Below are 25,915 nucleotides of genomic sequence, written 5' to 3'. Positions count from 1 at the left end.
CGCCTGCCGGCGCGCAAGTTCGGGAAGGGCACCATGGAACTCGTCGACCACAGCGATCGGGGCCGCGCGAGCCGCGTGCGCGGGCGGCGGCATTCGCGCGTTCTGTCGCGCTACGCCGGCCGGCCGATTCGTCTCATCTGGCGCTACATCGCGCGCCGTAAAACGGCTCATGCCATCGTGCTCGCGAGTGTCGTCGCCGCGGTCGGCTTCGCGCTGGCGTCGCAATACGGCATCCGCAATCTGATCGACGCACTGCCTCAGGGACGCGCGCATCCGCAGACGGTCGCGTATGCGTTCGCCGTGCTCGTCGGGCTCATTTTTGCGGACAACCTGATGTGGCGCGTCGCCGGCTGGGTCTCCTCGCGCGCGTTCGTGCGCGTGACGGGCGACATTCGCCAGGACATGTTCGACTATCTGATGGGCCACGCGCCGACCTTCTTCGCGGACAAGCAACCGGGCGTGCTGTCGAGCCGCGTGTCGGCCACGGCGAACGCGGTCTACGTAATCGAAAACACGGTGGCGTGGACCGCATTGCCGCCGACGCTCACCGTGATCGGCGCGATCGTCATGGTCGCAACCGTAAGCCTGCCGATGAGCATCGCGCTCGTCGCTATCTCCGCGCTGCTCACCGCGTGTCTGTTCTGGCTCGCGCGCAAAGGCACCTCGCGGCATGAGGCGTTCGCGAGCCAGGCCGCTTCGGTGGACGGCGAACTCGTCGACGTGATCGGCAATATGGGCCTGGTGCGCGCGTTCAGCGCGGTGCCCGCGGAGTTGCGGCGCTTCGACGGCCATCTCGAAGCCGAAGCCGTGGCACGCAGGCGCAGTCTGTTGTATCTGGAGAAGCTGCGTCTCGTGCACGCGTTCGCGACTGCGTTGCTGTCGGCGGCATTGCTCGGCTGGACGATCTGGCTGTGGACGCAAGGCCGCGCGACCACCGGCGATGTGGTTCTGGTCGGCTCATTGGGCTTTGCGATTCTGCACGGTTCGCGCGACGTCGCCGTGGCATTCGTCGATTTGACGCAGCACGTCGCGCGTCTCGCGGAAGCATCGCAAACCTTGCTGACGCCTCACGCGATGCCCGAAGCGCCGAAAGCGATACCGCTGATCGTGCGCGAGGCGACCGTCGACTTCGACAACGTTTCGTTCGCTTATCCGGGGCGCAGGCGTGTATTGAGCGACCTCACACTGCATATCGAAGCAGGCGAGCGCGTGGGACTGGTCGGGCCGTCCGGCGCGGGCAAATCGACGGTGCTCGCGCTGCTTCAGCGCTTCTACGATCCCGCCAACGGATGCGTGCGCATTTCGGATCAAGACATCTCTTACGTGACGTTGCAGAGTCTGCAGGCGGCGATTTCCGTCGTGCCTCAGGACGTCACGCTGTTTCATCGCTCGCTGCTCGATAACATCCGCTACGGCTGTCCCGATGCAACGGAAGCCGACGTGAAGCGCGCGTGCGAGGACGCGAGCTGCATGGACTTCATCGCCGCATTGCCGGACGGCCTGAACACGATAGCGGGCGATCGCGGCACGAAGTTGTCCGGCGGACAGCGTCAACGCATTGCGATTGCGCGCGCGATCCTGAAGGACTCGCCGATCCTGCTGCTCGACGAGGCAACGTCCGCGCTCGACACCGCATCGGAGATCGTCATTCAGGCCGCGCTCGAACGCCTCATGAAAAATCGCACGGTGATTGCGATCGCGCATCGACTGTCGACGTTGCAGTCGTTCGACCGGATCATCGTGATGAATCGCGGCCGCGTCGTTCAGGAAGGCACGCCCGCGAAACTGGCGATGGTGCCGGGCATCTATCGCGATACGCTTGCGCGCCATAACCGCCGGACACCTGCGCCTACGATGAATTGACACGTCGTGCATCGGGGCTCGCGGCGCGCATTAATCGCCGATGCGTTCGCCCTCTGTCCTGATCAACTCGATCAGGCGTTTCGCAGGCATCCGGTAACTGGTCTGCTGCTGCACGCCCCATTCGGAACGCTCGGTTTCCACGAGCAGAACGAACTCGCCGTCAGGGCTCGCTTCGAGATGCTGCATGTTGAGCATTTCCTCGCCGGCAACGTCTTTTTCGTGCCCCAACGTCATGACACCCTTCGCGCCGCATCCCATGTCACGCCTCCATGCCCGAGGTTCGGCTTGCCGCCCGCATCGACCCGAACTGAAGGCAGCAAAGCGCGTACCGGCGAGGCACTTTCCGACGATTGACGGATAATCGCGGCTGCGCTCGCGCACTTGCTGCACCGCACGAGGCGCTTCATGGTTTACCGCACTACTGCCCTCGTGTGGCCGGGGTCAGCATCGGGAACACTTCATAACGAACAGCGAACCAGACTTCACATGCGCATCCCACCCGTCAAAGCCATCATCGCTTTCGAGAGCGTGGCCCGCACCGGGAGCGTCAACCGCGCGTCGGAAGAACTCGGCCTGACTGCTTCGGCGGTGAGCCATCAGATCAGCAATCTCGAGTCGGTCATCGGCCAGGCGCTGTTCTATCGCTCGGGCCGCGGCCTCGTGCTGACACCGACAGGCGAGCGCTATCTATCCGACGTGACAGGTTCTCTCGCGGATCTGAGCCGCGCGACCGAACGCGCATCGAGCCGCACCGAGGTGGAGATTCTGCGCGTGCATTCGAGCCCGAGTTTCGGGCTCATGTGGCTGCTTCCGCGGCTCGCATCGTTTCAGGAAGCCAACGGCGATATCCAGTTGAATCTCGCCTGCTCGTATGAAGACGTGCCGTTCACGAGCGGCTATTACGACATCGACATACGGCACGGCTACGCGAACTGGCGCGATCTCGAAGTCCGCACGCTGCGCAACGAATTCATCGCGCCGCTCGCGTCGCCCGCTTATCTGCGCGAGCACCCGGTCAACGCGCCGGAAGATCTGCTTGCGCATCGGCTGATTTACTCCGAAACACCGCTCGTTCAGTGGAAGCAATGGTTCGGGCGCACCGGCGTGCCGGCCGCGCATAAGACCTTCGATTTCTCGTTCGACCGCTCGTATATGTCGCTCGAAACGGCGGCGCTCGGGCTCGGCATCGCGCTCGAAAGTCTGATGCTCGCGTCGGTTCGCATCCGCGAAGGCGCGCTCGTGCCGGTGTTCGACCATTCGCATGCGGTCGAAGTCGGCGCGCATCATCTGGTTTATCCGCCGCAAAATGCGGAGCTGCCGCGAGTCGCACGATTCATCGCGTGGATCGAGCGGGAAATCGGTCATCAGGCGCGCGCGGCCTGACAATCGCGGGCGTTTCGGCACCAGGGTATTCCATCATCGCCCGTACACCGCTTGCTGCCTTGCTGCCCGCAAACCGCCGCGCAGCAAGCGTCGCGCTTCCCCGCACGAACACCTGAAAATTTCTCAAGCATAGTTGAGCCGTACCGCGTTGATGCGGGTTGCGGCCTGCCGGACACTTGCGCCATCACATCAACATTCAGGAGACAAGTGATGCTGCTCGAGAACAAGGTGGTTATCGTCACGGGCGCGGCTTCGCCGCGCGGCATCGGCAAGGCGACGGCGAAAGCGCTCGCCGCGCAAGGCGCGCATGTCGTGATCCTCGATTTGCGCGAAGAAGATGCGAAAGCGGCCGCCGCCGACCTCGGCGCCGGACATCTCGGCCTCGCCTGCGACGTCACCGACAAAGCCGCCTGCGTCAGGGCCGCGAAGGCGGCGCTCGAACGCTATGGCCGCATCGACGGTCTCGTCAACAACGCGGGCATCACGCAGCCGGTGCGCACACTCGACATCAGCGCCGAAGGCTTCGACGCGATCGTCGACGTCAATCTGCGCGGCACGCTGTACATGTCGCAAGCGGTGTTGCCTGCGATGAAGGAACAGAAAAGCGGCAGCATCGTGTGCATGTCGTCGGTGTCGGCGCAGCGCGGCGGCGGCATTTTCGGCGGCCCGCATTACAGCGCGGCGAAGGCCGGCGTGCTCGGTCTCGCGCGAGCGATGGCCCGCGAATTCGGTCCCGACAGCATCCGCGTGAACTCGATCACGCCGGGCCTGATCCAGACCGACATCACCGGCGACAAACTCACGCCCGAGATGCGCACCGACATCATCAAGGGCATTCCGCTCGGCCGGCTTGGCGATGCGGCCGACGTCGCGAACGCGTGCCTCTTTCTCGTGAGCGATCTGTCCACTTATCTCACGGGCATCACGCTCGACGTGAACGGCGGCATGCTCATTCATTGACGGACGCCTCGCACCCGGGACTCACCCAGGGCACATGGAAGGAGACAAACATGAAATCGAAATACACCGCCTCGCCTATCGACGGCGAGCTGCTCGCGCCCGCGGACTCGACGAGTTTCGAGTCGCGAACCTACGCGAAAGTCAGCCGCCGGCTGATTCCGTTTCTGATGCTGTGCTATCTCGGCGCGTATCTGGATCGCGTGAACGTGGGCTTCGCGAAGCTGCAAATGCTCAACGATCTGCGCTTCAGCGAAACCGTCTACGGCATGGGCGCGGGCATCTTCTTTCTCGGCTACTTTTTGTTCGAGGTGCCAAGCAATCTGATTCTTCATCGTGTCGGCGCGCGCAAGTGGCTCGCGCGAATCATGCTGACATGGGCGGTGATTTCGGCGTCGTTCGTTTTCGTGAAGACGCCCACCGCGTTCTACGCGCTGCGCTTTCTGCTCGGCGTCGCCGAAGCGGGCTTTGCGCCCGGCGTAATTCTTTATCTGACGTACTGGTTTCCCGCCACGCGCAGAGCGAAGGCGCTGTCGCTCTTTTTCATGGCGATTCCGCTTGCCGGCATACTCGGCGGCCCGCTGTCCGGATGGATCATGCATTCGCTTCACGGCGCGATGAATATGTCCGGCTGGAAGTGGCTGTTTCTGCTCGAAGCGCTGCCTTCGCTCGTGCTGGGCGTCGCGATTCTGCTGTATCTCGACGACAGCATCGCGAAAGCGAAGTGGCTCACCGAGTCGGAAAAGAATCTGCTTGCCCGCAATGTAGCCGGCGACAACGCGCATACCACCGCTCATGTTTCGATTCGCTCGTTCATCGGCGACCGCCGGTTGTGGCTGATGGCCGCGATTTACTTCTGCGTGGTGCTCGGCCAGTACGGCCTGACCTTCTGGCTGCCGACCATCATTCGTAAATCGGGTGTCGCCGATCCGCTGTGGGTGGGCGTATTCACCGCGATTCCGTATCTGTGCGCGATCGTTGCATTGCCGCTGGTCGGCATGAGCGCGGACCGTCGCCGCGAACGCCGGCTGCATCTCGCCATTCCGATGCTGATCGCCGCCGCAGGCTTCGCGATTCTGCCGACGCTCGGCAGCGTGCCCGCGTCGATCGTCTGCTTGAGCGTGGCGGCGGCGGGCATTCTCGCGTCGTCGTCGCAATTCTGGTCGCTGCCGACGGCACTGCTCGGCGGCATGTCGGCCGCGGCCGGCATCGCGGCGGTGAACTGCTTCGCCAATCTTGCGGGCTTCTTTTCACCGGCCATCGTGGGCTGGCTCAACGACCTGACAGGCCGTTCGACCGCGGGGCTCATCTTCATCTCGGCCGCGGTCACGCTCGGCGCGTGCCTCGTGTTCCTCGTGCCCGCGAAGTCCGTGAACCGCTGATCCTTTTCAACTATTCGACTGATCTCAGGAGACGACATGAACAGTCCACTCAATGCGCCGGCGGCATCGCTTGCCGAGCGCGCCTATCGCATCCGCAGAAACGCGTTGTTAATGGGCGAAGTGCAGGGCCAGGGTTATATCGGCCAGGCGCTCGACATCGCCGACGTGCTGGCCGTCGCGTACTTCGGCGCAATGCGTTATCGACCGGAAGATCCGGAATGGGAAGAGCGCGACCGCTTCCTGCTTTCCAACGGACACTACGCGATCGCGCTGTACGCGGCGCTGCTCGAAGCCGGCATTCTGCCCGCCGCCGAACTGGAAACCTACGGCAGCGACGACAGCCGTCTGCCCATGTCCGGCATGGCGAGCTACACGCCCGGCATGGAGATGTCCGGCGGCTCGCTCGGCCACGGCCTGACGATCGCGGTAGGCCGCTGTCTCGGCCTCAAGCGCAAGGGCTCGAAGTCGTTCGTGTACACGCTCTTCTCGGATGGCGAACTCGACGAAGGCGCGATCTGGGAAGGCATCATGTCCGCGAGCCACTGGAAGCTCGACAACCTGATCGCTATCGTCGACGTCAACAATCAGCAGGCCGACGGACCGTCCACCCAGGTCATGGCGTTCGAGCCGCTCGTCGAAAAGCTCGAAGCATTCGGCTGGTTCACGCAGCGCGTCGACGGCAACGACATTGGCGCAGTGGCCGCCGCATTCGACGCGGCCCGCAAGCATCCTGGCGCGCAGCCGCGCATGATCGTCGCGGATACGCGCATGGGCTGCGGCGTGCCGTTTCTCGAAGAGCGCGAGAAGAACCACTTTATCCGCGTCGACGCGCACGAATGGCAACTCGCGCTCGAAGCACTGGAAACAACGAAATCGCATGAGATCGGGAGTCACGCATGAGCAACGTCACCGCAAGCAAACCGCGCCTGAAGACCTCGGCGATGATCGCGTCGATTGCAGGCGAAGGCCAGCTCACTCGCTCGGCGCCGTTCGGTCACGCGCTCGTCGAACTCGCGCGGCAGAAGAGCAACGTGGTCGGCATGACGGCCGACCTCGGCAAGTACACGGACCTGCACATCTTCGCGAAGGAATTTCCCGAGCGCTACTATCAGATGGGCATGGCCGAGCAATTGCTGATGGGCGCGGCGGCCGGCCTCGCGCACGAAGGCGCGCAGCCGTTCGTGACGACGTATGCCGTATTCGCGACGCGCCGCGCGTATGACTTCATGCATCAGGCGATCGCCGAAGACAATCTCGATGTGAAGATCGTCTGCGCATTGCCGGGGCTCACTACGGGTTACGGTCCAAGCCATCAGGCCGCTGAAGACCTCGCGTTGATGCGCGCGATGCCGAACATGACTGTGATCGATCCGTGCGATGCGCTCGACATCGAACAGATGGTGCCCGCGATTGCCGCGCACAACGGTCCCGTTTATGCGCGTCTGTTGCGCGGCAACGTGCCCGCCGTGCTCGACGAATACGGCTACACGTTCGAGCTCGGCAAGGCGAAGATGCTGCGCGACGGCGCCGACGTTCTGGTGATCTCGTCGGGCATCATGACGATGCGCGCACTGGAAGTCGCGAACGCGCTGGAGAACGACCGCATCGGCGTCGGCGTGCTGCATGTGCCGACCATCAAGCCGCTCGATACGGCGACGATCGTGCGCGAGGCGAAGCGCTCGGGGCGGCTCGTCGTGGTGGCCGAAAACCATACGACGATCGGCGGCCTGGGCGAAGCGATTGCGGCCGAGTTGATGCGCGCGGGCGTGTCGTGCCCGTTCCGCCAGGTCGCGCTGCCCGACGCGTTTCTCGCTGCGGGCGCGTTGCCGACGCTGCATGACCGCTATGGCATTTCGACGTCCGCGATGTCGGCGGCGATCAAGGGGTGGCTTGGCTGAGCTTTCGAAGTTGCGTGAAAATTCGGCGTGACGCGTGCGTGCATTAGCAGCACGGCCCGCAGCGCGCCGCGCCGACAAGCTTCATAATGCGATCATTCGAAGCCACAAATTCGCGCCACAATGATCGACGCTCAAGCCCAAGCTCAGTCCACGCCCTCGCCCCGCCTCACCAGCCTGTCGCACGGCGGCGGCTGCGGCTGCAAAATTGCCCCCGGCCTGCTCGCCGACCTGCTCAAGCGCAGCGCGCCGCTGCCGTTCTTTCCCGACCTGCTGGTCGGCAACGATACCGCCGATGACGCCGCCGTCTACAAGCTCAACGACGAACAGGCGATTGTCGCGACGACGGACTTCTTCATGCCGATCGTCGATGATCCGTTCGACTTCGGCCGCATTGCCGCGACCAACGCGCTCTCCGACGTCTATGCAATGGGCGGCAAACCGCTGATGGCGCTCGCCATCGTCGGCATGCCGATCAATGTCTTGCCGCACGACGTGATTGCGGCGGTGCTCAAGGGCGGCGAATCGGTGTGCGCGGACGCAGGCATTCCGCTCGCAGGCGGCCATTCGATCGACTCGGTTGAGCCCATCTACGGTCTGGTCGCGATCGGCGTGGTCGATCCGCGGCGCGTCAAGCGCAACGCGGGCGCGAAGGCCGGCGACGTGCTGATTCTCGGCAAGCCGCTCGGCGTCGGCGTGCTGTCGGCGGCGCTGAAGAAAGACCGGCTCGATGCGAACGGCTACGCGGCGATGATCGGCGCGACAACCAAACTCAACCGCCCAGGCGCGCAACTCGCCGCGCTCGACGGCGTGCACGCGCTGACCGACATCACGGGCTTCGGGCTGCTCGGCCACACGCTCGAACTGGCGCGCGGCTCGAAGTTGACCGCGCGCGTGCGCTATGCCGATTTGCCGTGGCTGCCGGGCGTCGTCGAATTTGCCGAAGCCGGCGTTTTCACGGGCGCGTCGGGGCGCAACTGGGATGCGTATGGCAAGGACATTGCATTGCCCGCGACGTTGCCTTCGACCGCGCGCACGCTGCTCACCGATCCGCAAACCTCGGGCGGCCTGCTGGTGTCGTGCTCGCCGGACGCCGTCAACGACGTCCTCGCCCTCTTTCATGCCGACGGTTTCGGCGATGCCCGCGTGATCGGCGAGATGGTTGCCGGCGACGCACGCGTGGACGTCGTCTAAAAGGAGCCGGCGGCCCACAAGCCGGCCCGTAAGGATCCAGAAAGCCGCGCCCTGCCGCCACTCGCGGCGCATGCGATAATTTCGGTCTTTCCGGCGGCCTTGTGACGTTGCGGCGCCCCTTGGCACGCGTTGCTGCCCGGTTTCCGTCGTTCTCCGCTTTTTGTCCCGTTTCGTGTCGGCACGCCCTTGAAAAACCTACTCGTCAGCCTCGATCAAGCCGGTGATTTCGATGAAATCATCGACGTGCGCACGCCTCTCGAGTTTGCCGCGGATCATATGCCGGGCGCCATGAACGCGCCGGTGCTGAGCAACGAGGAACGGGTGATCGTCGGCACCATGTACAAGCAGGTGTCGCCGTTCGAGGCGACGAAGGTCGGCGCGGCGCTGGTCGCGCGCAACATCGCGCGGCATCTGGAAACTACCTTCGCGGACCGGCCGCGCAACTGGCGGCCGCTCGTTTATTGCTGGCGCGGCGGCAAACGCTCGGGCTCGGTCACGTCGCTGTTCAATATGATCGGCTGGCCGGCGCGTCAACTGGACGGCGGCTACAAGACTTATCGGCGGGCGACTGTCGAGGCGCTCGTCACGCTGCCGACGCAGTTCCGTTACGTCGCGCTGGTCGGCCCGACCGGCAGCGGCAAGACGCGGCTGCTCGCGGCGCTCGACGAAGCCGGCGCGCAAACGCTCGACCTGGAAGCGCTGGCCGCGCATCGCGGCTCGCTGCTCGGCGCATGGGCGGGTGTTGCGCAGCCGTCGCAGAAACGCTTCGACACGTTGCTCGTGAGCGCGCTGCGCGGCTTCGACGCCGCGCGTCCGGTGTTCGTGGAAGCGGAGAGCCGCCGCATCGGTGCGATTACGCTGCCGCTCGCGCTGCTCGAGACGTTTCATCGCGGCGCGTGCGTCGAAGTGGCGACGAGCCGCGAAGACCGCTCGGCGTTTCTGCTTCACGACTACGCGCATCTGTTCGACGACCCCGCGTTGCTGAAGACGCAACTGGAACGCCTGATCGGCTTGCATAGCCGCGAGCGCGTGGCCGGCTGGCAGAAACTCGTCGACGAAAACCGGCGCGAGGAACTCGCGAACGCGCTGATCGAACTGCATTACGATCCCGCTTACGCGCGCAGCAGCCATCAGCATTTCGTGCACTTGCCGCAGGCGCTGCAAATCGAATTCCGGCCGAACGACGCCGACGTCGTCGACCAGGCCAAAGCGCTTCTCGCGCAACTCGACAAGCGCTCGTTCGCGCTTGTTTGACTCAACATCAACGTTTGAAAACAACATGCAATCAACCCTTCGCCAGCCCCGCGTCGCTCTTGGCTGGATCGTGTTCCTTGCGATCGCCGTCGTCGGACTCTTCTATGTGAAGTGGTTTCCGTATTACAACCGCGCGTTCGTCGCCGCGAGCCAGCATTCGATCGGCAAGTCCATTCTGATGGGCACGTCGGCGAGCGCGCCGGAAGCGTCGTGGCAATCCGCAATCGACTACGCGTTCGCGTACGGCAAGGCGATCTGGCAAGCCATGGTGCTGGGGTTGCTGCTCGGCTCCGCGGTGCAGGCGCTGATTCCGCCGCAATGGGTCGCACGCGCGCTCGGCCGCAGCGACTTCAGCAGCGTCGTGAAAGGCGGCCTCATGTCGTTGCCCGGCATGATGTGCACCTGCTGCGCGGCGCCGGTGGTCGCGGGACTGCGCGCGCGTCAGGCGGCGCCCGGCGCGGCCATCGCCTTCTGGCTCGGCAATACCGCGCTGAATCCGGCTACGCTGGTTTTCATGGGCTTCGTGCTCGGCTGGCAATGGATGGGCCTGCGGCTCGCGCTCGGCCTCGTGATGGTGTTCGGCCTCGGCTACCTGGTGAACCGCATGGTTACGCCGAAGGAAGCCCAGGCGTCGCGCGAAGCCATCGCGCAACTCGTCACCGAAGACGAACCGGGCAACGCCTTCACGCGCTGGGTGAAAATCCTCGGCACGATGACGCTGCGTCTCGTGCCCGAATACATCGTGCTCGTGCTGATTCTCGGCGCGGCGCGCGTGTGGCTCTTTCCGCATGTCGGGCCAGATATCGACAACAGCGTGTTGTGGATCGTCGCGTTGTCCATCGCCGGCACGCTGTTCGTGATTCCGACGGCCGGCGAAGTGCCGATCATCCAGGCGATGCTGTCGTTCGGCGTGGCCGCCGGTCCGGCCGGCGCGCTGCTGATGACGCTGCCTTTGATCAGCGTGCCGTCGATGGCGATGCTCGGGCGCTCGTTCCCGAAGCGCGTGCTGAGCGTGGTCGCGCTGGCCGTGGTGATCTGCGGCGTAGTGAGCGGCCTGCTCGCGGCGGTGTTGAGGTTCTGATGAAAAAGCTTGCGGTGTTTACGCTGGCGTCGTGGTCGGCGGCGGCGCTTCTCTACTTCGGCCAACATTCGGTGGCGCTCATCGCCGTGACCGGAGTGTTGGTGCTGGCGAGCTTCGATCTGCTTCGTCCTTGAAGCCGATTTGAGCGTGCGTGATTCAGGCTCGTAAATGCATACGGCCGCGCAGTTGCGCGGCCGTTTTTTTGTACCCGTCAATCAGTTCGAACGCAGCGGCGCTGTTTCAAGTGCTACGCGGCGGCGCGCGCCGATCAACGCGGCAATGCCGGTGCCGATTCCCAACGTCAGCAAACATGCGGTCGGCACCAACATCGGTGCGATCTGGCTGTGCGCCGTCTTGCCGACGTAAGGCATCAGGTTCTGTCCCGCGAAGCCGCCGAGATTGCCGATCGCATTGATCGCAGCAACGCTCGCCGCGGCGCGCGCGCCCGAGAAAAAGCGCGGCGGCAGCGACCAGAAGCACGGATAGAGCAACGGAATGCATGCGCCGCCGAGGCACAGCGCCGCGAAGCGCAGGGTTGCGGTGGGCAGCACGAGGCTGGACGCGAAGCCCACCACGCCGACCGCTGCAACAAGGCTCATCGCCTTCAACACCACGCGCTCGCGCTTGAGTTTGCCGGGAAGCCACAGCAGCAGCAGCGTCGCGAGCGCCCACGGAATCATGTTGAGCACACCGTTGAGCGACGACGACACGCCGTCGCTCTTCAGCAGCGTGGGCATCCAGTACGTCACGCCGTACAGCGACGTCGACATCAGCATGTACGTCAGCGCGAACATCAACACCTTGGGATCGAGCAGCGCCGCCCACGGATGCGTCGCCTTCGCGGCGTCCGAGGCCTCGCGTTTCAGCGCGGCGAGCACGACGTCCTTCTCCTGTTGCGACAGAAACGGCGCGTCGCTAACCGAATTCGGCAGGTACTTGAGCGCGACGAAGGCAACGATCACCGCCGGCAAGCCGGTCGCGATGAACACCCACTGCCAGCCCGCGAAACCCCACGTGCCGCCGAGCGTCAGCAGGAGCCCGCCGATCAGCGAGCCGAGCATGTTCGCGAGCGAGCTGCCGAGCGTGAAAAAGCCCAGCACTCTCGTGCGATAGCTCTGCGGAAACCACTGTGTGAGGTAATAGATGACGCCCGGATAAAACCCGGCTTCCGCGACGCCCAACGCGAAGCGGAACGAGTAGAACACCGGCAGCGAACGGGCAAACGCCATCAATACCGTCACGACGCCCCACGTCAGCATGATGCGCGCAAGCCACGCGCGCGCGCCGAAGCGATGCAGCGCGAGCGTGCTCGGCACTTCGAACAGCAGATAGCCGATGAAGAACAGCGACGCGCCCAATCCGTACGACGCCTCGGTCATACCGAGCGCGTGCACCATCTCCAGCTTGGCGAAGCCGACGTTCTGCCGGTCGATAAACGAAATCAGGAACATGATGATGAGAAGCGGCATTAACCGCCACGCCATCTTCTTCATGACCTGCTGCTCGAATGTGAGTTGTGTGGACATCGTTTCTCCGCTTGCCGGATTGCATCGGCAATATTGATACAGTCATATATATGATTGTATGAATCGCGATGCGACGCCATGAGGTGATACCCGCATAGCGCGGGCACACGGGGTCTTGCGTGAGAGAGAAGAAAACGCCGGCGTGGCGTTTAGCGGATGTCGACCTGATACTGGAACGTATCGGCCGCGCCGCGCGTGCTGCGCCATTCGAACGGCGCGCCGGCGAAGTCGGAAGCCACGCGGTGAACCAGAATCACCGGGCTGCCCGTTTTGATGCCGAGCAGCGTGGCGGTTTCGGCGGTAGCCTGTTCGACGCGGAGAATTTCCGTCGCCGATGCGACCATCTGTTTGCACAGCCGTTCGTACAGCGGATACAGCAGGTCCTCGAACTGATCGAGCGGCAACGTGGCGAGCGCTTCGAAACGCGCGCGCGGCAACCAGATTTCTTCGGCGAGAACCGTTCGGCGTTCGATCATGCGCACGCGCGACAAATGAATCGCTTTTTCGGAAGTCTTCATGCGCAACGCGTCGCGGATCTCCTCGTTCGGTTTGACCATCTCGCGCTTGAGCACACGCGCCGTGGGAAGCACAGGTTGGCCGTCGCGCGAAACGAAGCGGAAAAAGCGGAACAGCGACGAGTCGAAGCGCGGCCGCCGCACGAACGTGCCCTTGCCCTGGGTTCGCGTGAGCACGCCGTCGCTGACCAGCAGATCGATTGCCTTGCGCACGGTGCCGGTGGAAACGTTGTAGAACTGACCCAGTTCGGCCTCGGTGGCGATGGCCTCTTCGGGCGCCCACTCGCCGGCGGCAATGCGGCTGACGAGGTCGTCGCGCAATTGCTGATAACGGGGCAGCCGGTCGTCCGGCCTTGACGCGAAAGACGCCGTATTCATGGATTCATACAGTTATGCAGAGGAGTCACCACTCTACCGCATCGCGCCGGTTTCAGGCGAGCAAGGGTTATTACCCAATGACCGCGCGCCGGATCGAGTGCAAGATTCATACATTCATATATATGACTGCATGAATTCGGACAGAACAACGGACGGAGATGGCTATGTTCAGATGGTACAAAGAGAGTACGCCGGTGGAGCGCAACACCTTCTGGGGCTGCTTCGCCGGATGGGGACTCGACGCGCTCGACGTGCAGATGTTCACGCTCGCCATTCCGGCGATCATCGCGGCCTATGGCATCGGCCATACGCAAGCGGGCGCGATCAGCAGCGTCACGCTGATTTCGTCGGCGCTCGGCGGCTGGATTGCGGGCGCGCTGTCGGACCGCTTCGGCCGCGTGCGCACGTTGCAGATGACGATTCTCTGGTTCGCCGGCTTCACGTTCCTGTGCGCATTCGCGCAGAATTTCCCGCAACTGCTGCTGCTCAAGGCGCTGCAAGGCTTCGGCTTTGGCGGCGAGTGGGCCGCGGGCGCGGTGCTGATGGCCGAGACGATCCGCACCGAGCATCGCGGCCGCGCGATGGGCGCGGTGCAAAGCGCATGGGCCGTCGGCTGGGGCGGCGCGGTGCTGGTCTACGCCGCGGTGTTTTCCTGGCTGCCCGGCGACACCGCGTGGCGCGTGATGTTCGCAGTCGGCCTGCTGCCCGCCGGGCTCGTGCTGTTCGTGCGGCGCAATCTGAAGGAACCGGTGCGGGTCGCGCCCGTCGGCGTCGACGCGCACGCCAGGGTATCCGCGCTCGGTCAGATCGTGCAGGTGTTCCAGCCGCGTGTGCTGCGCACGACGCTCATCGGCGCGGTGCTCGGCACGGGCGCACACGGCGGCTACTACGCGATCATGTCGTGGCTGCCCACGTTTCTCGCGAAGGAGCGGCATCTGTCGGTGCTGAACACGGGCGGCTATCTCGCGGTCGTGATCGTTGCATTCTGGTGCGGCTGCATGCTGAGCGCGTATCTGCTCGATCGCATCGGCCGTCGACGCAATATCGCGTTGTTCGCTTTCTGCTGCATCGTCACCGTGCTCGCGTATGTGATGCTGCCGTTGACGAACACGCAAATGCTGGTGCTCGGCTTTCCGCTCGGCCTCTTCGCGGCGGGCATTCCGGCGAGCCTCGGGCCGCTCTTCAACGAACTGTATCCCGCCGACATGCGTGGCACCGGCGTCGGCTTTTGCTACAACTTCGGGCGCATTGCGTCGGCGGGTTTTCCGGTGCTGGTCGGCTACATGAGCCATTCGATGTCGCTCGGCGCGGCCATCGGCATCGACGCGGCCATCGCGTACGGGCTCGCGATGATCGCCGTGCTGCTGCTTCCCGAAACGCGCGGCAAGCGTCTGCGCGGCGCGGCGCCGGATCAGTCCGCCGATCGCACTGATGCGACGGACGCCACTGACGCCGCGCATTTCACCCTGAATTCCCCGCGTAGTTGAATATGAACGCATTGGCCTCCTCACTCCCGTTTGCACACAGTGGTGTCGACACGCACGCGCACGTTTTCGAGCGAGGCTTGCCGTTGAGCGGCGAGCGGCGCTACGCGCCCGCCTACGATGCAACACTCGACGACTATTTGCCGCTGCTCAACGCGCACGGAATGACGCATGCGGTGCTGGTGCAGCCGAGCTTTCTCGGCACCGACAACGGCTATCTGTTGCAAGCGTTGGCCGCGCAGAGCGAGCGACTGCGTGGCGTCGTCGTCGTTGCGCCCGACATAAGCGCGAGTGAATTGGCGGACATGCACCGCCGCGGCGTGACGGGCATTCGCCTCAATCTGATGGAACAGACGCTGCCGGATCTCGGCGCCCAACCTTGGACGTCTCTCCTCGATAACGTCGCGCGGCTCGGCTGGCATGTCGAGCTGCACAGAAACGCAGTCGATCTCGCGCCGATGATCGACCGGCTTCTCGAGCGCGGCGTGCGAGTCGTCGTCGATCATTTCGGCCGGCCCGATCCCGCGTTGGGCACACAGGACCGCGGTTTCAAAGCGCTGCTCGGTTATGGCAGCACGGGCAGCGTGTGGGTCAAGGTGTCGGGCGCGTATCGCTGTGCGGCGCCGGGCTCGTCGTTCGTTGCCGACGCAACGGCGCAATTGATCGAGCACTTCGGCGCGCATCGCCTGATGTGGGGCAGCGACTGGCCGCACACGCAATACGAAGCGGTCACGAGCTACGGCGAATCGTTGTCTGCGCTGCTCGATCTCGGCCTTCATGCGGAGGAGTTCGATGCAATCGTGCGCAAAACGGCCTTGTCGTTCTATGGATTCGATACTGAATCTGCCGCGCCGCAGGACGCAAGCGCATCGAACGCCGCTTTGCAACGCGCGATCTAAGCCTGAGCCGGATTCGAAAGGGAAAAGAGAACTGAAGCGACTTGCTTCTGATAGGACAGTAGACGAAAGCGAAGCCGCTTTCGTCTACGTCACAATGCGTTGGTAGGCTCGATTGGATTCGAACCAACGACCCCCACCATGTCAAGGTGGTGCTCTAACCAACTGAGCTACGAGCCTGTAGAGGCGCGAATTATAGAGAGTCTCTCGAAACTGCACAAGAGCCGGACGTCATTCAATGCGCCGGGTTCCATTCGGCGTCGGCATCGAGCGGGAACACGGGGCGCTTCACGTTTTTGAAAGCGAAGAGCCCGTAGTCCGAACTCGTCACGCCGCGGCTATCGCACTCCACGAGTCCCGCCGAAATCGGCACGAAAACCGGACGGCAATACATGCGCGATTTGAGCAGCAGAAAGCGCGCGCGACGCGGATCGATGCCGACGCTTTCGAATACGCCGAGGTCCCACGGTTCGTGCGTGTGCTCGGTCACGACGAGCTTCACCGTGCCGGTGTCGAGCACCGCCGCGCGCCCCATATGCGCGCGCTGGCCGGTGTAGGTCGGGCCGCTGATCACGTATTCGCCGTCCGTCAACGCTCGCACGACGCCGGTCATCGCGACCGGCGCACGCGGCGCGCCCGCGCCGCTCCCGACCTTGTTGCCGATCGTGATGGTGACCGTGCTGCCGACGCCCGCGGCCATCAGCGCGGCCACCGCCTGCGGATCGCACAACGGCCCGGTGACGATGCCGTCGAGCTGCTGCGCAAGCGCTTCTTCGAGCAGATCCATCGTGTCGCACGTACCGCCCGACATGCAGTTGTCGCCATGATCGAGCAGCAGCACCGGCTTGTCGGCGTCTTTCGCGAGCGCCGCGGCTTCTGCAACCGATTCCGCGAGCGGCGCGCTGCGGTAGACGAAATCCTCGCGCTCGTTCCAGATCTGCCGCGCGATGCGCTCGGCGACCGCTTCCGCTTGCGCGTGATCTCCGTTGCCGACCACCACGACGCTGATGCAGGGCGCCTCGATATCGGCGAGCGAAAAGCCCGACAGCACCGAGACCGCGAGCATGCCGTCCGCTTCGGCGGCGCGGGCGGCATCGACCGCACGCTTCATCGCGCCTTCGGCCGTCGAGCTGCGCAGCGTATGCGTGAGCAGCGGCGGCTGACGCCACGCGATCACCGGCTTCACGTCGCCATGCATCGACGCGAACAGCAAACGCGCGGCGTGCGCGCCGGTCTCGTACATATCGACGTGCGGATAAGTCTTGAAGCTGACGATCACGTCCGCGTTGTCGATCATCTTCTGCGTGACGTTGCCGTGCAGATCGAGTGCGACGGCGATCGGCGCATTCGGCAATGCGGCGCGCACGCGTTCGAGCAGATCGCCTTCGCCGTCGTTCGAATTTTCCGCGACCATCGCGCCGTGCAGATCGAGCATCACAGCGTCGCATCCGTTTGTGGCTGCAACGATTGCATCGCAGATCGCGTCGTAGGCCGCAGCGTCGACGGGTCCGCTCGGGTTCGCCGCCGCGGACACGGGCGTCACGATCTGCGCGCCCTCGCGCTCGGCGGCGTCGATGAACGCGGCCATCGCGGTCTGCATGCCCTTGTTGTCGTTGAACGCGTCGTCGCCGAAACTTGGGCCGAGCTTCCCACCGTTCAGACCGAAAGCGGACAACGGAGTGGGCACCGGCGAGAACGTGTTGGTCTCGTGATTCATCCGCGCGATGAGGATTTTCATACGCACGAGCCCTCCGGCACGGGCGCGCTCGGCACGGTTTGCGCCGCCTTCAGCATCGCGTGCAGCAATACGTTGCAGCCGGCTTCGAGATGATCCGTGCGTGCGTCCTCGATCTCGTTGTGGCTGATGCCGTCCTTGCAGGGCACGAAGATCATCGCGGCCGGCGCGACGCGCGCAAGATAGACCGCGTCGTGGCCCGCGCCGCTGATGACGTCCATCGAAGAAAAGCCGAGCATGTCGGCGCCTTCTTTCACCGCTGCCACCAGGTTCGCTGCAAACGGTTGCGGCGGGAAGTACACGACTGGCTCGATAGTCACGTCGATGCCCGCTTGCTCGCCAGCGGTCTTGCACGCTTCACGCAGTGCGCTGTCCATTGCGGTGAGCGTGGCGTCGTCGGCGGCGCGCAGGTCGACCGTCAGCTTCACGCGACCAGGAATCACGTTGCGCGAGTTCGGATGCACGTCGACCCAGCCGACCGTGCCCCGGCCATGCGGCGCATGATCCAGCGCGATGCGGTTCACCGCGTGGATCAGATCGGCAGCGACGAGCAATGCATCGCGGCGCAACGCCATCGGCGTGGGTCCCGCATGCGCTTCCATGCCTTGCACGGTCACGTCGTACCAGCGCTGGCCGAGTGCGCCCTGCACGATGCCGATGGTCTTGTCATGCGCCTCGAGCACAGGACCCTGCTCGATGTGCGCTTCGAAATACGCTGCAACGGTATGCGGTTTCGTGTTTTCGCCGACGTAGCCGATGGCCGCCAACGCGTCGCGCACGGAAATGCCCTCGCGGTCGCGCTGATCGAGCGCATGCTCGAGCGTGAACGCGCCGGCGAAGACGCCCGAGCCCATCATCACCGGAACGAAGCGCGAGCCTTCCTCGTTGGTCCACACGGCGACTTCGAGCGGCGCGAGTGTCGTGACGTTTGCATCGGCCAGTGTGCGCAGCACTTCGAGGCCGGCGAGCACACCGTAGTTGCCGTCGAATTTGCCGCCGGTCGGTTGCGTGTCGATGTGGCTGCCCGTCGTGACGGGCGGCAGGTCGTCGCGCAAACCCGCGCGGCGCGCAAAGATATTGCCGATCGCGTCGACGCGCACCGTGCAGCCGATTTCCTTCGCCCACGCGACGAACCGGTCACGCGCGATGCGATCGAGTTCGGTGAGCGCGAGCCGGCAAACGCCGCCCTTCTCCGTCGCGCCGATCTGCGCGAGTTGCATGAGGCTGTTCCAAAGCCGTCCGCCGTCGACGCGCAGACGAGCAAGCGCGTCGCCGCGTTGTGAGTCATGAACTTGCATCAATGCTTCCTCATAGTGAAGTCGAACGTAGCTTCAAACGACGCCGACGCCGAGATAGCGGTCCTTGATCGAATCGTCGGCGGCGAACGATGCGTTATCGCCCGAATAAACGATCACACCTTGCTCGATGATGTAGTGGCGATCCGCGAGTTGCGTGCAGACCTCGAGGTTTTGCTCGACGAGCAGAATCGCGACGCCCGCCTCGCGAATCAGCTTGAGTTGCGCGACGATTTCTTCGACGATGACGGGCGCCAGACCTTCGACAGGTTCGTCCAGCATCAGAAGACGCGGGTGGTTCATCAGCGCGCGGCCGATGGCGAGCATCTGCTGTTCGCCGCCCGACAACTGTCCGCCGCCATTCGTGCGCCGCTCCTTGAGCCGCGGAAAAATCCGGTAGATGTCGTCGAGTTGCCACGGCGAGTCTTTGCGCGCGCCGAGCCGCAAGTTTTCCTCGACGGTGAGCAAACGGAAAATGCCGCGATGTTCGGGCACGAAGCACACGCCGCGCGACGCGATCTTGTGCGGCTGGAGGCCGCTTATCGTCGTGCCGTTGAATGCGACGCGCCCGTTCTTCGGCGCGACGATGCCGGCAATCGCCTTTAATGTGGTGGACTTGCCCGCGCCGTTGCGGCCCAGCAGCGTGACGGTCTCGCCTTCGCCGATCTGCAAGGAAACGCCTTGCAGTATGTGACTTTTGCCGTAGAAGCCGTGAATGTCCTGCACGTCGAGAATCATGCGCGGCCTCCGGTGATCATGTTGCCGAGATACGCGCTGCGCACGCGCTCGTCGCCGCGAATTTCGTCGGGGCGTCCTTCCACGAGCACGCGTCCTTGCTGCATGACGGTGATCGTGTCGGAGATGTCCATCACGATGCCCATGTTGTGCTCGATCAGCACGACGGTGTAGTCGTCGCGCAAGCCGCGAATCAGATGCTTCATATCGTCAAGATCGTCGATACCCATGCCGGACGTCGGCTCGTCGAGAAAGATCGCCTTCGGTCGAGCGGCGAGCGCCATGCCGACTTCGAGCCGCCGCTGCTGACCATGCGACAGCGCGCCCGCCGGTATTTGGCTGAAGCGCTGCAACGCGAGACGTTCGAGCACACTGTCGACGGTATCGGTGTGCGCCAGCGCGCCGCGCGGCGGCGTCCATGCATTGAGCGCGCGCACGGCATCGACGCCTTGTGCGGCAAGCCGCAGATTTTCGCGCACGCTCAGATTGGCGAACAGGCTCGTCACCTGAAACGATCTCGCGACGCCGCGGCGCACGCGTTTGTGATCGGGCTCGTGCGTCACGTCGTGGCCGTCGAACACGATCTTGCCTGCGGTGATCGGCAGCGTGCCGGTAAGTACATGAAAAAGCGTGGTCTTGCCCGCGCCGTTCGGGCCGATCACCGAATGCACGGTGCGCGGCATGATGCGCAGGTTGACCTCGGAGAGCGCCGTGAATTTGCCGTAGCGCTTCATCACGCCGCTTGCGTTGAGAATGGGCTCGGTCATGTGCGCTCCGTTGCGGTGTCGTCGCTGCTACCGGTTGCGGGAACTGTCTGGGCGTCGTCTTGCGGATGACGGCGCAGCGCTTGCCAGATTCGCTCGCCAAGACCCCACAGACCGCGCTGCATGTAAAGGCTCACCGCCATCAGCACGATGCCGAGCAGCAGCAGCCAGCGCGGCCACAACGTGGAAAGCCAGTCGGCGAACAGCACATAGAACGCGGCGCCCAGCACCGACGCAAACAGATTGCCGGTGCCGCCGATCACCGTCATCACGAGGATCATTTCGCTCGTGTGGTAATCGATATTGGACAGCGGTGCGATGCCCGTCATCAACGCATGCAATGCGCCGGCGAGCCCCGTCACCGCGCCCGAGATCACGAACGCCATGAGCTTGAACCGCTTGACGTCGTAGCCGACCGCGGCGGCGCGCGCTTCGTTGTCGCGAATCGCGAGCAACGTGCGGCCGAATACGGAGTGCGAGACGCGCATCAGCAGCCAGAACACGATGAGGAACAGCACGGCGACGAATCCGTAGTACTGCCACGGAGACGTCAACGCGATCAGTTCGTGGCCGAACAACCTGAGCGCGGGCCGCGGAATATCGAGCAGGCCGTTATCGCCGCCGGTCAGCTCGGGCGTGGTGTAGGCGAGAAAGTAGAACAGTTGTCCGAACGCGAGCGTCAGCATCACGAAGTAGGTGCCGCGCTGTCTGATCGAAAACCATCCGACGAGCGCAGCCGCTGCCGCGCCGACCACGAGCGCCGCAAGCAACGCAACGGGCACCGGCAAGGCGGCTTTGGTCAGCACGAGCCCCGCGCTATAGCTACCGAGTCCGAAGAAGATGCCTTGCCCGAACGACAACAGTCCCGTGTGGCCGAGCAGAAGATTGCAGCCTAACGCGGCGAGCGCGAATACGAGGACTTCGGTGGCGAGCGAGCCGGAGCGCAGCGTCAACGGCAGAATGCATACGACCAGCAACGAGAGCAAAAGAAAACGGTAGCGATGCAGCGTGTGGCCCAACGCGCGCCCGCCGGATGCCTGCGGCGCCGCCTTCGCGACGCCGGATTTGGAAGTGTCGATCACGCGGCTCTCCCCAGTAGGCCATTCGGCCGCAACAGAAGAACGGCGGCCATCGCGACGTAGATCATCAGGCGCGCGCCCTCGGGCCACAGCGTGCTCATCACGCTTTGCACGATGCCGACCAGCAGGCCGCCCACCAGCGCGCCGAGAAAGTTGCCCATGCCGCCCACCACGACGACGACGAACGCGACGCCGAGCGCCTCGATGCCCATGAAGGGATCGACGCCGCGAATCGGCGCGGCGAGCACGCCGGCGAGCGCAGCCGTTGCAGCGCCGAGCGCGAACACGAGGCTGAATACACGCAACACGTTGATGCCGAGCAGCGACACCATTTCCGTCGATTCACTTCCCGCACGCACCGCGCTGCCAAGCCGCGTGCCCTCCAGCACCCACCACAGTAACGCGGCGAGCACAGCCGTGAAGCCGATCACGAACAGCCGATACTTCGGATAGACGAAGCTGCCCCAGATCACCACGCCGTTCAGCATGTCGGGAACCGGCACGTTATCGCCGAGCGGTCCCCACACGAGGATCGCGCACTCCTGCACGACGAGCGCAAGGCCGACCGTCACGAGAATGTGGAACTCGTGCTGCTGCGCGTAGACGTGCCGCAAGATCAGCTTTTCGACGACCCATGCCAATGCGCCGACTGCTATCGGGACGACGACGAGCGCTGTCCAGAAGTTCAGCGACCACTGCATCGCCTGATAGCAGAAATACGCGCCGAGCAGATAAAAGGCTCCGTGCGCGAAGTTCACGAAGCGCAGCAGGCCGAACACAATCGACAAACCGACCGCGAGCAGGAAATACAGCATCCCCACTCCGATACCGTTGACGATCTGCAGAAGATAAACGTTCATGGCGACTGTGTGGTGATTGAGCGCAACGTCGCTGCATTCATGGATGCCGGCACGAGGTGGCCGGCGCTGCTCGGCGCGGCGTTGCGCGTCAGGTCAGTTTGCAACCCGTCTTGTCGAGCGGCAGGAACGATTGACCGGAGCTCACGATATCCGCGTAGTCGTCGGCGTTTTTCATCTTGTTCTTCGCCTTGCCCTTCAGCAGATAGTAGTTCTTCAGCACCTGATGATCGCCCTTGCGGACTTCTTCCGGACCTGTCAAACCATCGTATTTCATGCCTTCGAGCGCCGCAGCCACTTTCTTCGGATCGACATTGCCGGCCTTGACGATGCCATCCAGCAGAATCTTCGTGCAGACGTACGAGCCTGCGAGGCTGTAGTTGGGATTCGTCTTGAACGCCGCCTGCGTGCGCTTGACGAGATCGCGGTTCAGCGGCGAATCGATACCATGCCAGTACTGCGCGCCGAAATACACGCCGTCGCACAGATCCGCACCGAGCGACTCGAACTGCTCGAGACCCGAAGCCCACGCGAGCAGAATCGTGCAGTTGTTCTTCATGCCGAAGCTCACGGCCTGGCGCAGCGTGTCCGACGATTGCGAGCCGAAGTTGAGGATCAGCAGCACGTCGGGCTTCGCGGCAACCGCGTTCGTCAGATAGCCGCTGAACTCTTTTTCATTCAGCGAGTGATAACTGTTGCCGACATGCTCGATGCCCTTCTCCTTGAACACCGCTTTCGCCGCGGACAGAAGACCGTCGCCGAACACGTATTGCGGCGTGATGGTGTACCACCGCTTGGCCTTCGGCAGCATCTGGATCAGTGGGCGCACCGTCTGTTCGATCGCGCCATACGTGGGCACGGACCAGCGGAAAGTTGCGTCGTTGCAGTCCTTTCCTGTGATTTCGTCGGCACCTGCCGTCGTGATGAAAACGCCGCCGGCTTTCTGCACTTCCTTGCCCATCGCCAATGCTTCGGACGACAAAATACCTCCAGCGAAGAAGCGCGCGTTCTTCTGCTGGGCGATTTCCTGCACGCGGCGAACCGCCGTTGCCGGCTTGCCTTCGGTGTCGAGCACGGAATAAGCGAGCGGTTCGCCAAGCACCTTGCCGTATTGTTCGATCGCGAGCTTCATGCCGAGGTCGGCGTATTTGCCGTTGGCCGCGAACGCGCCGGACATCGGCACGGGACACGCGAATTGCACGCTGCCCGCCTGCGCAGAAGCACTGCGCGCGACGAGCGAACCCAGCGTCCCCGGAACGGCCGACAGCGCGGCCAGCTTCAATATATTTCGGCGATTCAAATCACGCTCCTTGGAGAGACACGCAGTGAACGACTACGAAAAGTGGCTGGCCGCGGTGTAGTCTTTGGTCTTAGTGCCGCGGTTCGTGCTATTTATCATGATAAATAGGATTGACTTGATCGTAGGTACAATAAATTCCAGTGTCAATAAGGCAAAATTCCTGGCGGCGACGCGGCGGCTTGTACTTGCGCCTCCGGTTGACGTCCGCGAAACACCGACGGTGCAGCACACAAAATTGGAGTACGAAACATGGCCATTGACCGAGCCAAGGCTGGCGCCGCGATCGAGATCAAGCAGCAAAAGCGCGGCGATCTGGTCGCGGAGGAAATCAAGCGGTTGATCACGGAGAAGGATCTCAAGCCGGGCGATCGACTCCCGCGCGAGGTCGAGTTGCAGCAGCTGTTCTCGGTGAGCAAGAGCACGATTCGCGAGGCGCTGAAGTCGCTGGAGGTGCAAGGGCTTATCAAGGTGACGACCGGACCGAGCGGCGGCGGGATGGTCGTTGAAGTGCCGCTCGACCGGACGTTGCAGCTTCTGCAGAACTATCTGTTCTTTAAGGACGTGTCCATCGACGACATTTACACCGTGCGCAAGCTACTTGAGCCCGAGCTCGCGGCGGGCGCGGTGCCGCATCTGACGGAGCAGGACTTTGAGGCGCTCGAGGCGAGCATCGCATGTTGCGATCGGCCGGCTTCCGCGCATGGCGGGCAGGACATCGTGCGTCAGCGCCAGGAGGACGTGAATTTTCACGACATTCTTGCGGCCGCGAATCCGAATCCTTTTTTGCGCTTCAGTTGCGAGCTCATCAACGAAATGATCCGGCAACTGATCGAGTTTCGTAACGATACGCCGCAGGCGGAACACGAGCGATTCGGACAGGCCAACGTCAAGATTCATAAGGCGATCACGAAGGCGGCACGCGAGCGTGACGTCGAGAAAGTGCGCGAGTTGATGACGGTGCATATGACCGAGGCGCCGCGGTACGTCAAGCGGATGAAAGGGAAGCTGCGGGGGCGATTGATTCTCGACTCGGAGATCCGTCGGCGGGTGCGGGCGCGAAGTGTCAGTCCTGTGGGTTTGGACGAGGTAGATTCGGCGGGCAGTGGAGAATGATGCGGTTTCGGCTTACGGTGGGCGGGGATTGCTCGCGGAGGATAGATCTCGACGGCTTGGCCGCACGTTGTTTGACGGTTTGTGGCGTCTGACAGGGGCTTCTTGATGCGCCGCGGCGCGGTGGTTTTTTCGGCCTGGGCGGCGGGAAGGCTCAATCTTTTATCGCGCGCGCCGTTATTGCATCTGCACAGGCAAAATCTCGAACCTTCATGGCACAACCTATTCCGTTTTCCCGACACACCGGCGCCGCGCGCGCCCGGCATGCCAAGGCAATGCTGCTGCCCATCGCCCGGCAAATCGCCGATGACCTCGCGCTGCGCGTGCATCTGGCGCTCGACGCGTTGCGACGGGGCGACGGCGGAGTGAGCGATGCGCAGACGCTCACGCAGGCCATGCTATTGACCGGGTTCCTGGCCGAAGCCGGCTACGGGTCGACGACCGGCGAGCAACTAGGCGCAGCCGAGCGCGAGATAGCCAAGGTGTTCGATACCGGACGAGATACCGGAAGATGGGCGATAGATGAAGGCGGATTCGCGCTTTTCGCCGACATTGCGACCCACTACGATCGGCAATTGCACGGCGCACCGCTATGGGCAGTCACCGATGCCAGCGAACGACTGGACCGCTTTACTGCCGGTCTGCCGTATCAGCTTCCGATGCGCAAGAGGGCTTGACGGCCTGAGGTTGATTGAAATGGACCGCGTGTGGGCGCGATGCGCACGGGCGGGTCTTTCTGAAATGGCTGCTGATCGGCTGCCGGTGTCCTGTTCTGGACGCCTGCGTTTGGCGCAGCGTTTGCGAGCTTGCCGGTTGCGAGGTTGCGTCCTTTGCAGCCGTGTAAACGCAGAAACCCCACCTTTTCGGGGTGGGGTTTCTGACACTGCTGGGGAGCCTGACGATTACCTACTTTCACACGGGTAATCCGCACTATCATCGGCGTGGAGTCGTTTCACGGTCCTGTTCGGGATGGGAAGGGGTGGGACCGACTCGCTATGGTCATCAGGCTTTGACGGGTTGCTGTAGCGCTCAGGGAGCAGTACAGCCAATCGGGAAGAAGTAGTTTCTGGTGATGCTCACCAGGGTAAAGCTGTTTGGGCTGTGTTGTTCGAGGCACAACATCGATCACTCAACCGTGCGTCCTGTTCTCCCTGTCGGGGAGTTCCAGCGCATCCCCTTCGGGGATCGGACCAGTGTAAGCGCCAAAGCGCCAACGCTGGTCGAGACACACC

Annotated in this window: 24 protein-coding genes, 1 tRNA gene and 1 rRNA gene; 14 read left to right on the top strand and 12 right to left on the bottom strand. The window is 63.5% G+C overall.

Going from position 1 to position 25,915, the window contains the following annotated elements:
- Positions 1 to 33 precede the first annotated feature (33 nt).
- Positions 34 to 1,863, top strand: coding sequence for an ABC transporter ATP-binding protein (locus AB6809_RS13865; RefSeq protein WP_029966597.1), 1,830 nt, complete (start codon positions 34 to 36; stop codon positions 1,861 to 1,863).
- Positions 1,864 to 1,893: 30 nt separating this feature from the next.
- On the opposite strand, the gene AB6809_RS13860 is transcribed toward AB6809_RS13865, so the two are convergent.
- Positions 1,894 to 2,121 (bottom strand): hypothetical protein, encoded by a 228-nt coding sequence (locus tag AB6809_RS13860; protein ID WP_006049086.1) that lies wholly within the window; start codon positions 2,119 to 2,121, stop codon positions 1,894 to 1,896.
- 228 nt (positions 2,122 to 2,349) lie between these two features.
- Here AB6809_RS13860 and AB6809_RS13855 point away from each other — a divergent pair, with 228 nt between their 5' ends.
- The 9 genes from AB6809_RS13855 (at position 2,350) to AB6809_RS13815 (ending at position 11,143) form a co-directional block, all read left to right on the top strand.
- On the top strand, positions 2,350 to 3,246 hold the full coding sequence (locus AB6809_RS13855; RefSeq protein WP_029966598.1) for a LysR substrate-binding domain-containing protein: 897 nt from the start codon (positions 2,350 to 2,352) through the stop codon (positions 3,244 to 3,246).
- Positions 3,247 to 3,456: 210 nt separating this feature from the next.
- Positions 3,457 to 4,206, top strand: a complete 750-nt coding sequence (locus AB6809_RS13850) for an SDR family NAD(P)-dependent oxidoreductase (protein WP_029966600.1) — start codon at positions 3,457 to 3,459, stop codon at positions 4,204 to 4,206.
- A 50-nt stretch (positions 4,207 to 4,256) separates the two neighbouring features.
- Positions 4,257 to 5,585, top strand: a complete 1,329-nt coding sequence (locus AB6809_RS13845; protein ID WP_029966601.1) for an MFS transporter — start codon at positions 4,257 to 4,259, stop codon at positions 5,583 to 5,585.
- A gap of 36 nt (positions 5,586 to 5,621) precedes the next feature.
- Complete coding sequence (locus tag AB6809_RS13840; protein ID WP_006049082.1) at positions 5,622 to 6,485, top strand: transketolase; 864 nt, start codon at positions 5,622 to 5,624, stop codon at positions 6,483 to 6,485.
- Positions 6,482 to 7,483: a transketolase family protein gene (locus tag AB6809_RS13835; protein ID WP_029966602.1), complete on the top strand. Its 1,002-nt coding sequence runs from the start codon at positions 6,482 to 6,484 to the stop codon at positions 7,481 to 7,483. The genes AB6809_RS13840 and AB6809_RS13835 overlap by 4 nt, the downstream gene beginning before the upstream one ends.
- A gap of 120 nt (positions 7,484 to 7,603) precedes the next feature.
- Positions 7,604 to 8,674 carry a selenide, water dikinase SelD gene (gene selD, locus AB6809_RS13830; RefSeq protein WP_029966603.1) on the top strand — a complete coding sequence of 357 codons (1,071 nt, stop codon included), beginning with the start codon at positions 7,604 to 7,606 and terminating at the stop codon, positions 8,672 to 8,674.
- Between the two features lie 186 nt (positions 8,675 to 8,860).
- Positions 8,861 to 9,928, top strand: coding sequence for a tRNA 2-selenouridine(34) synthase MnmH (gene mnmH / locus AB6809_RS13825; RefSeq protein WP_371026839.1), 1,068 nt, complete (start codon positions 8,861 to 8,863; stop codon positions 9,926 to 9,928).
- 25 nt (positions 9,929 to 9,953) lie between these two features.
- On the top strand, positions 9,954 to 11,009 hold the full coding sequence (locus tag AB6809_RS13820; RefSeq protein ID WP_029966607.1) for a permease: 1,056 nt from the start codon (positions 9,954 to 9,956) through the stop codon (positions 11,007 to 11,009).
- Entirely contained in the window at positions 11,009 to 11,143 is a 135-nt protein-coding gene (locus AB6809_RS13815) for a hypothetical protein (protein ID WP_006049077.1), read from the top strand. Before AB6809_RS13820 ends, AB6809_RS13815 begins: the two co-directional genes overlap by 1 nt.
- 81 nt (positions 11,144 to 11,224) lie before the next feature.
- On the opposite strand, the gene AB6809_RS13810 is transcribed toward AB6809_RS13815, so the two are convergent.
- The gene (locus AB6809_RS13810) at positions 11,225 to 12,535 is read right to left on the bottom strand and encodes an MFS transporter (protein WP_029966609.1); all 1,311 of its coding nucleotides are present in this window, start codon (positions 12,533 to 12,535) and stop codon (positions 11,225 to 11,227) included.
- A gap of 149 nt (positions 12,536 to 12,684) precedes the next feature.
- Positions 12,685 to 13,428: a GntR family transcriptional regulator gene (locus tag AB6809_RS13805; RefSeq protein WP_029966611.1), complete on the bottom strand. Its 744-nt coding sequence runs from the start codon at positions 13,426 to 13,428 to the stop codon at positions 12,685 to 12,687.
- Between the two features lie 164 nt (positions 13,429 to 13,592).
- Between AB6809_RS13805 and AB6809_RS13800 the strand changes: the two genes are divergently transcribed.
- Together AB6809_RS13800 and AB6809_RS13795 are read left to right on the top strand one after the other, a co-directional pair.
- The gene (locus AB6809_RS13800) at positions 13,593 to 14,915 is read left to right on the top strand and encodes an MFS transporter (protein WP_006049073.1); all 1,323 of its coding nucleotides are present in this window, start codon (positions 13,593 to 13,595) and stop codon (positions 14,913 to 14,915) included.
- Between the two features lie 2 nt (positions 14,916 to 14,917).
- A complete protein-coding gene (locus AB6809_RS13795) occupies positions 14,918 to 15,811 on the top strand; it encodes an amidohydrolase (RefSeq protein WP_029966613.1) in 894 nt (297 codons plus the stop codon).
- 100 nt (positions 15,812 to 15,911) lie between these two features.
- On the opposite strand, the gene AB6809_RS13790 is transcribed toward AB6809_RS13795, so the two are convergent.
- From AB6809_RS13790 to AB6809_RS13755, 8 genes are all read right to left on the bottom strand, one after another.
- A tRNA-Val gene (locus AB6809_RS13790) sits at positions 15,912 to 15,988 on the bottom strand.
- Positions 15,989 to 16,043: 55 nt separating this feature from the next.
- Positions 16,044 to 17,546 carry a M81 family metallopeptidase gene (locus tag AB6809_RS13785; protein ID WP_029966614.1) on the bottom strand — a complete coding sequence of 501 codons (1,503 nt, stop codon included), beginning with the start codon at positions 17,544 to 17,546 and terminating at the stop codon, positions 16,044 to 16,046.
- A complete protein-coding gene (locus AB6809_RS13780) occupies positions 17,543 to 18,841 on the bottom strand; it encodes a Zn-dependent hydrolase (RefSeq protein WP_307258639.1) in 1,299 nt (432 codons plus the stop codon). Before AB6809_RS13780 ends, AB6809_RS13785 begins: the two co-directional genes overlap by 4 nt.
- 33 nt (positions 18,842 to 18,874) lie before the next feature.
- On the bottom strand, positions 18,875 to 19,576 hold the full coding sequence (locus AB6809_RS13775; protein WP_029966616.1) for an ABC transporter ATP-binding protein: 702 nt from the start codon (positions 19,574 to 19,576) through the stop codon (positions 18,875 to 18,877).
- On the bottom strand, positions 19,573 to 20,340 hold the full coding sequence (locus tag AB6809_RS13770) for an ABC transporter ATP-binding protein (protein WP_006049068.1): 768 nt from the start codon (positions 20,338 to 20,340) through the stop codon (positions 19,573 to 19,575). Before AB6809_RS13770 ends, AB6809_RS13775 begins: the two co-directional genes overlap by 4 nt.
- Positions 20,337 to 21,419, bottom strand: coding sequence for a branched-chain amino acid ABC transporter permease (locus AB6809_RS13765; protein WP_029966618.1), 1,083 nt, complete (start codon positions 21,417 to 21,419; stop codon positions 20,337 to 20,339). The genes AB6809_RS13770 and AB6809_RS13765 overlap by 4 nt, the downstream gene beginning before the upstream one ends.
- On the bottom strand, positions 21,416 to 22,276 hold the full coding sequence (locus AB6809_RS13760; RefSeq protein ID WP_029966620.1) for a branched-chain amino acid ABC transporter permease: 861 nt from the start codon (positions 22,274 to 22,276) through the stop codon (positions 21,416 to 21,418). The genes AB6809_RS13765 and AB6809_RS13760 overlap by 4 nt, the downstream gene beginning before the upstream one ends.
- 88 nt (positions 22,277 to 22,364) lie before the next feature.
- The gene (locus tag AB6809_RS13755) at positions 22,365 to 23,573 is read right to left on the bottom strand and encodes an ABC transporter substrate-binding protein (protein WP_029966622.1); all 1,209 of its coding nucleotides are present in this window, start codon (positions 23,571 to 23,573) and stop codon (positions 22,365 to 22,367) included.
- Between the two features lie 249 nt (positions 23,574 to 23,822).
- Here AB6809_RS13755 and AB6809_RS13750 point away from each other — a divergent pair, with 249 nt between their 5' ends.
- Both AB6809_RS13750 and AB6809_RS13745 read left to right on the top strand, forming a co-directional pair.
- Complete coding sequence (locus tag AB6809_RS13750; RefSeq protein WP_029966624.1) at positions 23,823 to 24,686, top strand: FadR/GntR family transcriptional regulator; 864 nt, start codon at positions 23,823 to 23,825, stop codon at positions 24,684 to 24,686.
- A 209-nt stretch (positions 24,687 to 24,895) separates the two neighbouring features.
- Positions 24,896 to 25,360, top strand: coding sequence for a hypothetical protein (locus AB6809_RS13745; protein WP_029966626.1), 465 nt, complete (start codon positions 24,896 to 24,898; stop codon positions 25,358 to 25,360).
- Between the two features lie 216 nt (positions 25,361 to 25,576).
- On the opposite strand, the gene rrf is transcribed toward AB6809_RS13745, so the two are convergent.
- A 5S ribosomal RNA gene (gene rrf / locus AB6809_RS13740) occupies positions 25,577 to 25,690 on the bottom strand.
- Positions 25,691 to 25,915 lie beyond the last annotated feature (225 nt).

It is taken from the genome of Paraburkholderia sp. RCC_158 (genome assembly GCF_041355255.1).
Taxonomy (GTDB): Bacteria; Pseudomonadota; Gammaproteobacteria; order Burkholderiales; family Burkholderiaceae; genus Paraburkholderia; species Paraburkholderia graminis.
The sequence above is the reverse complement of the archived record's forward strand: the minus strand, read 5'-3'. Positions and strand labels throughout refer to the sequence as shown.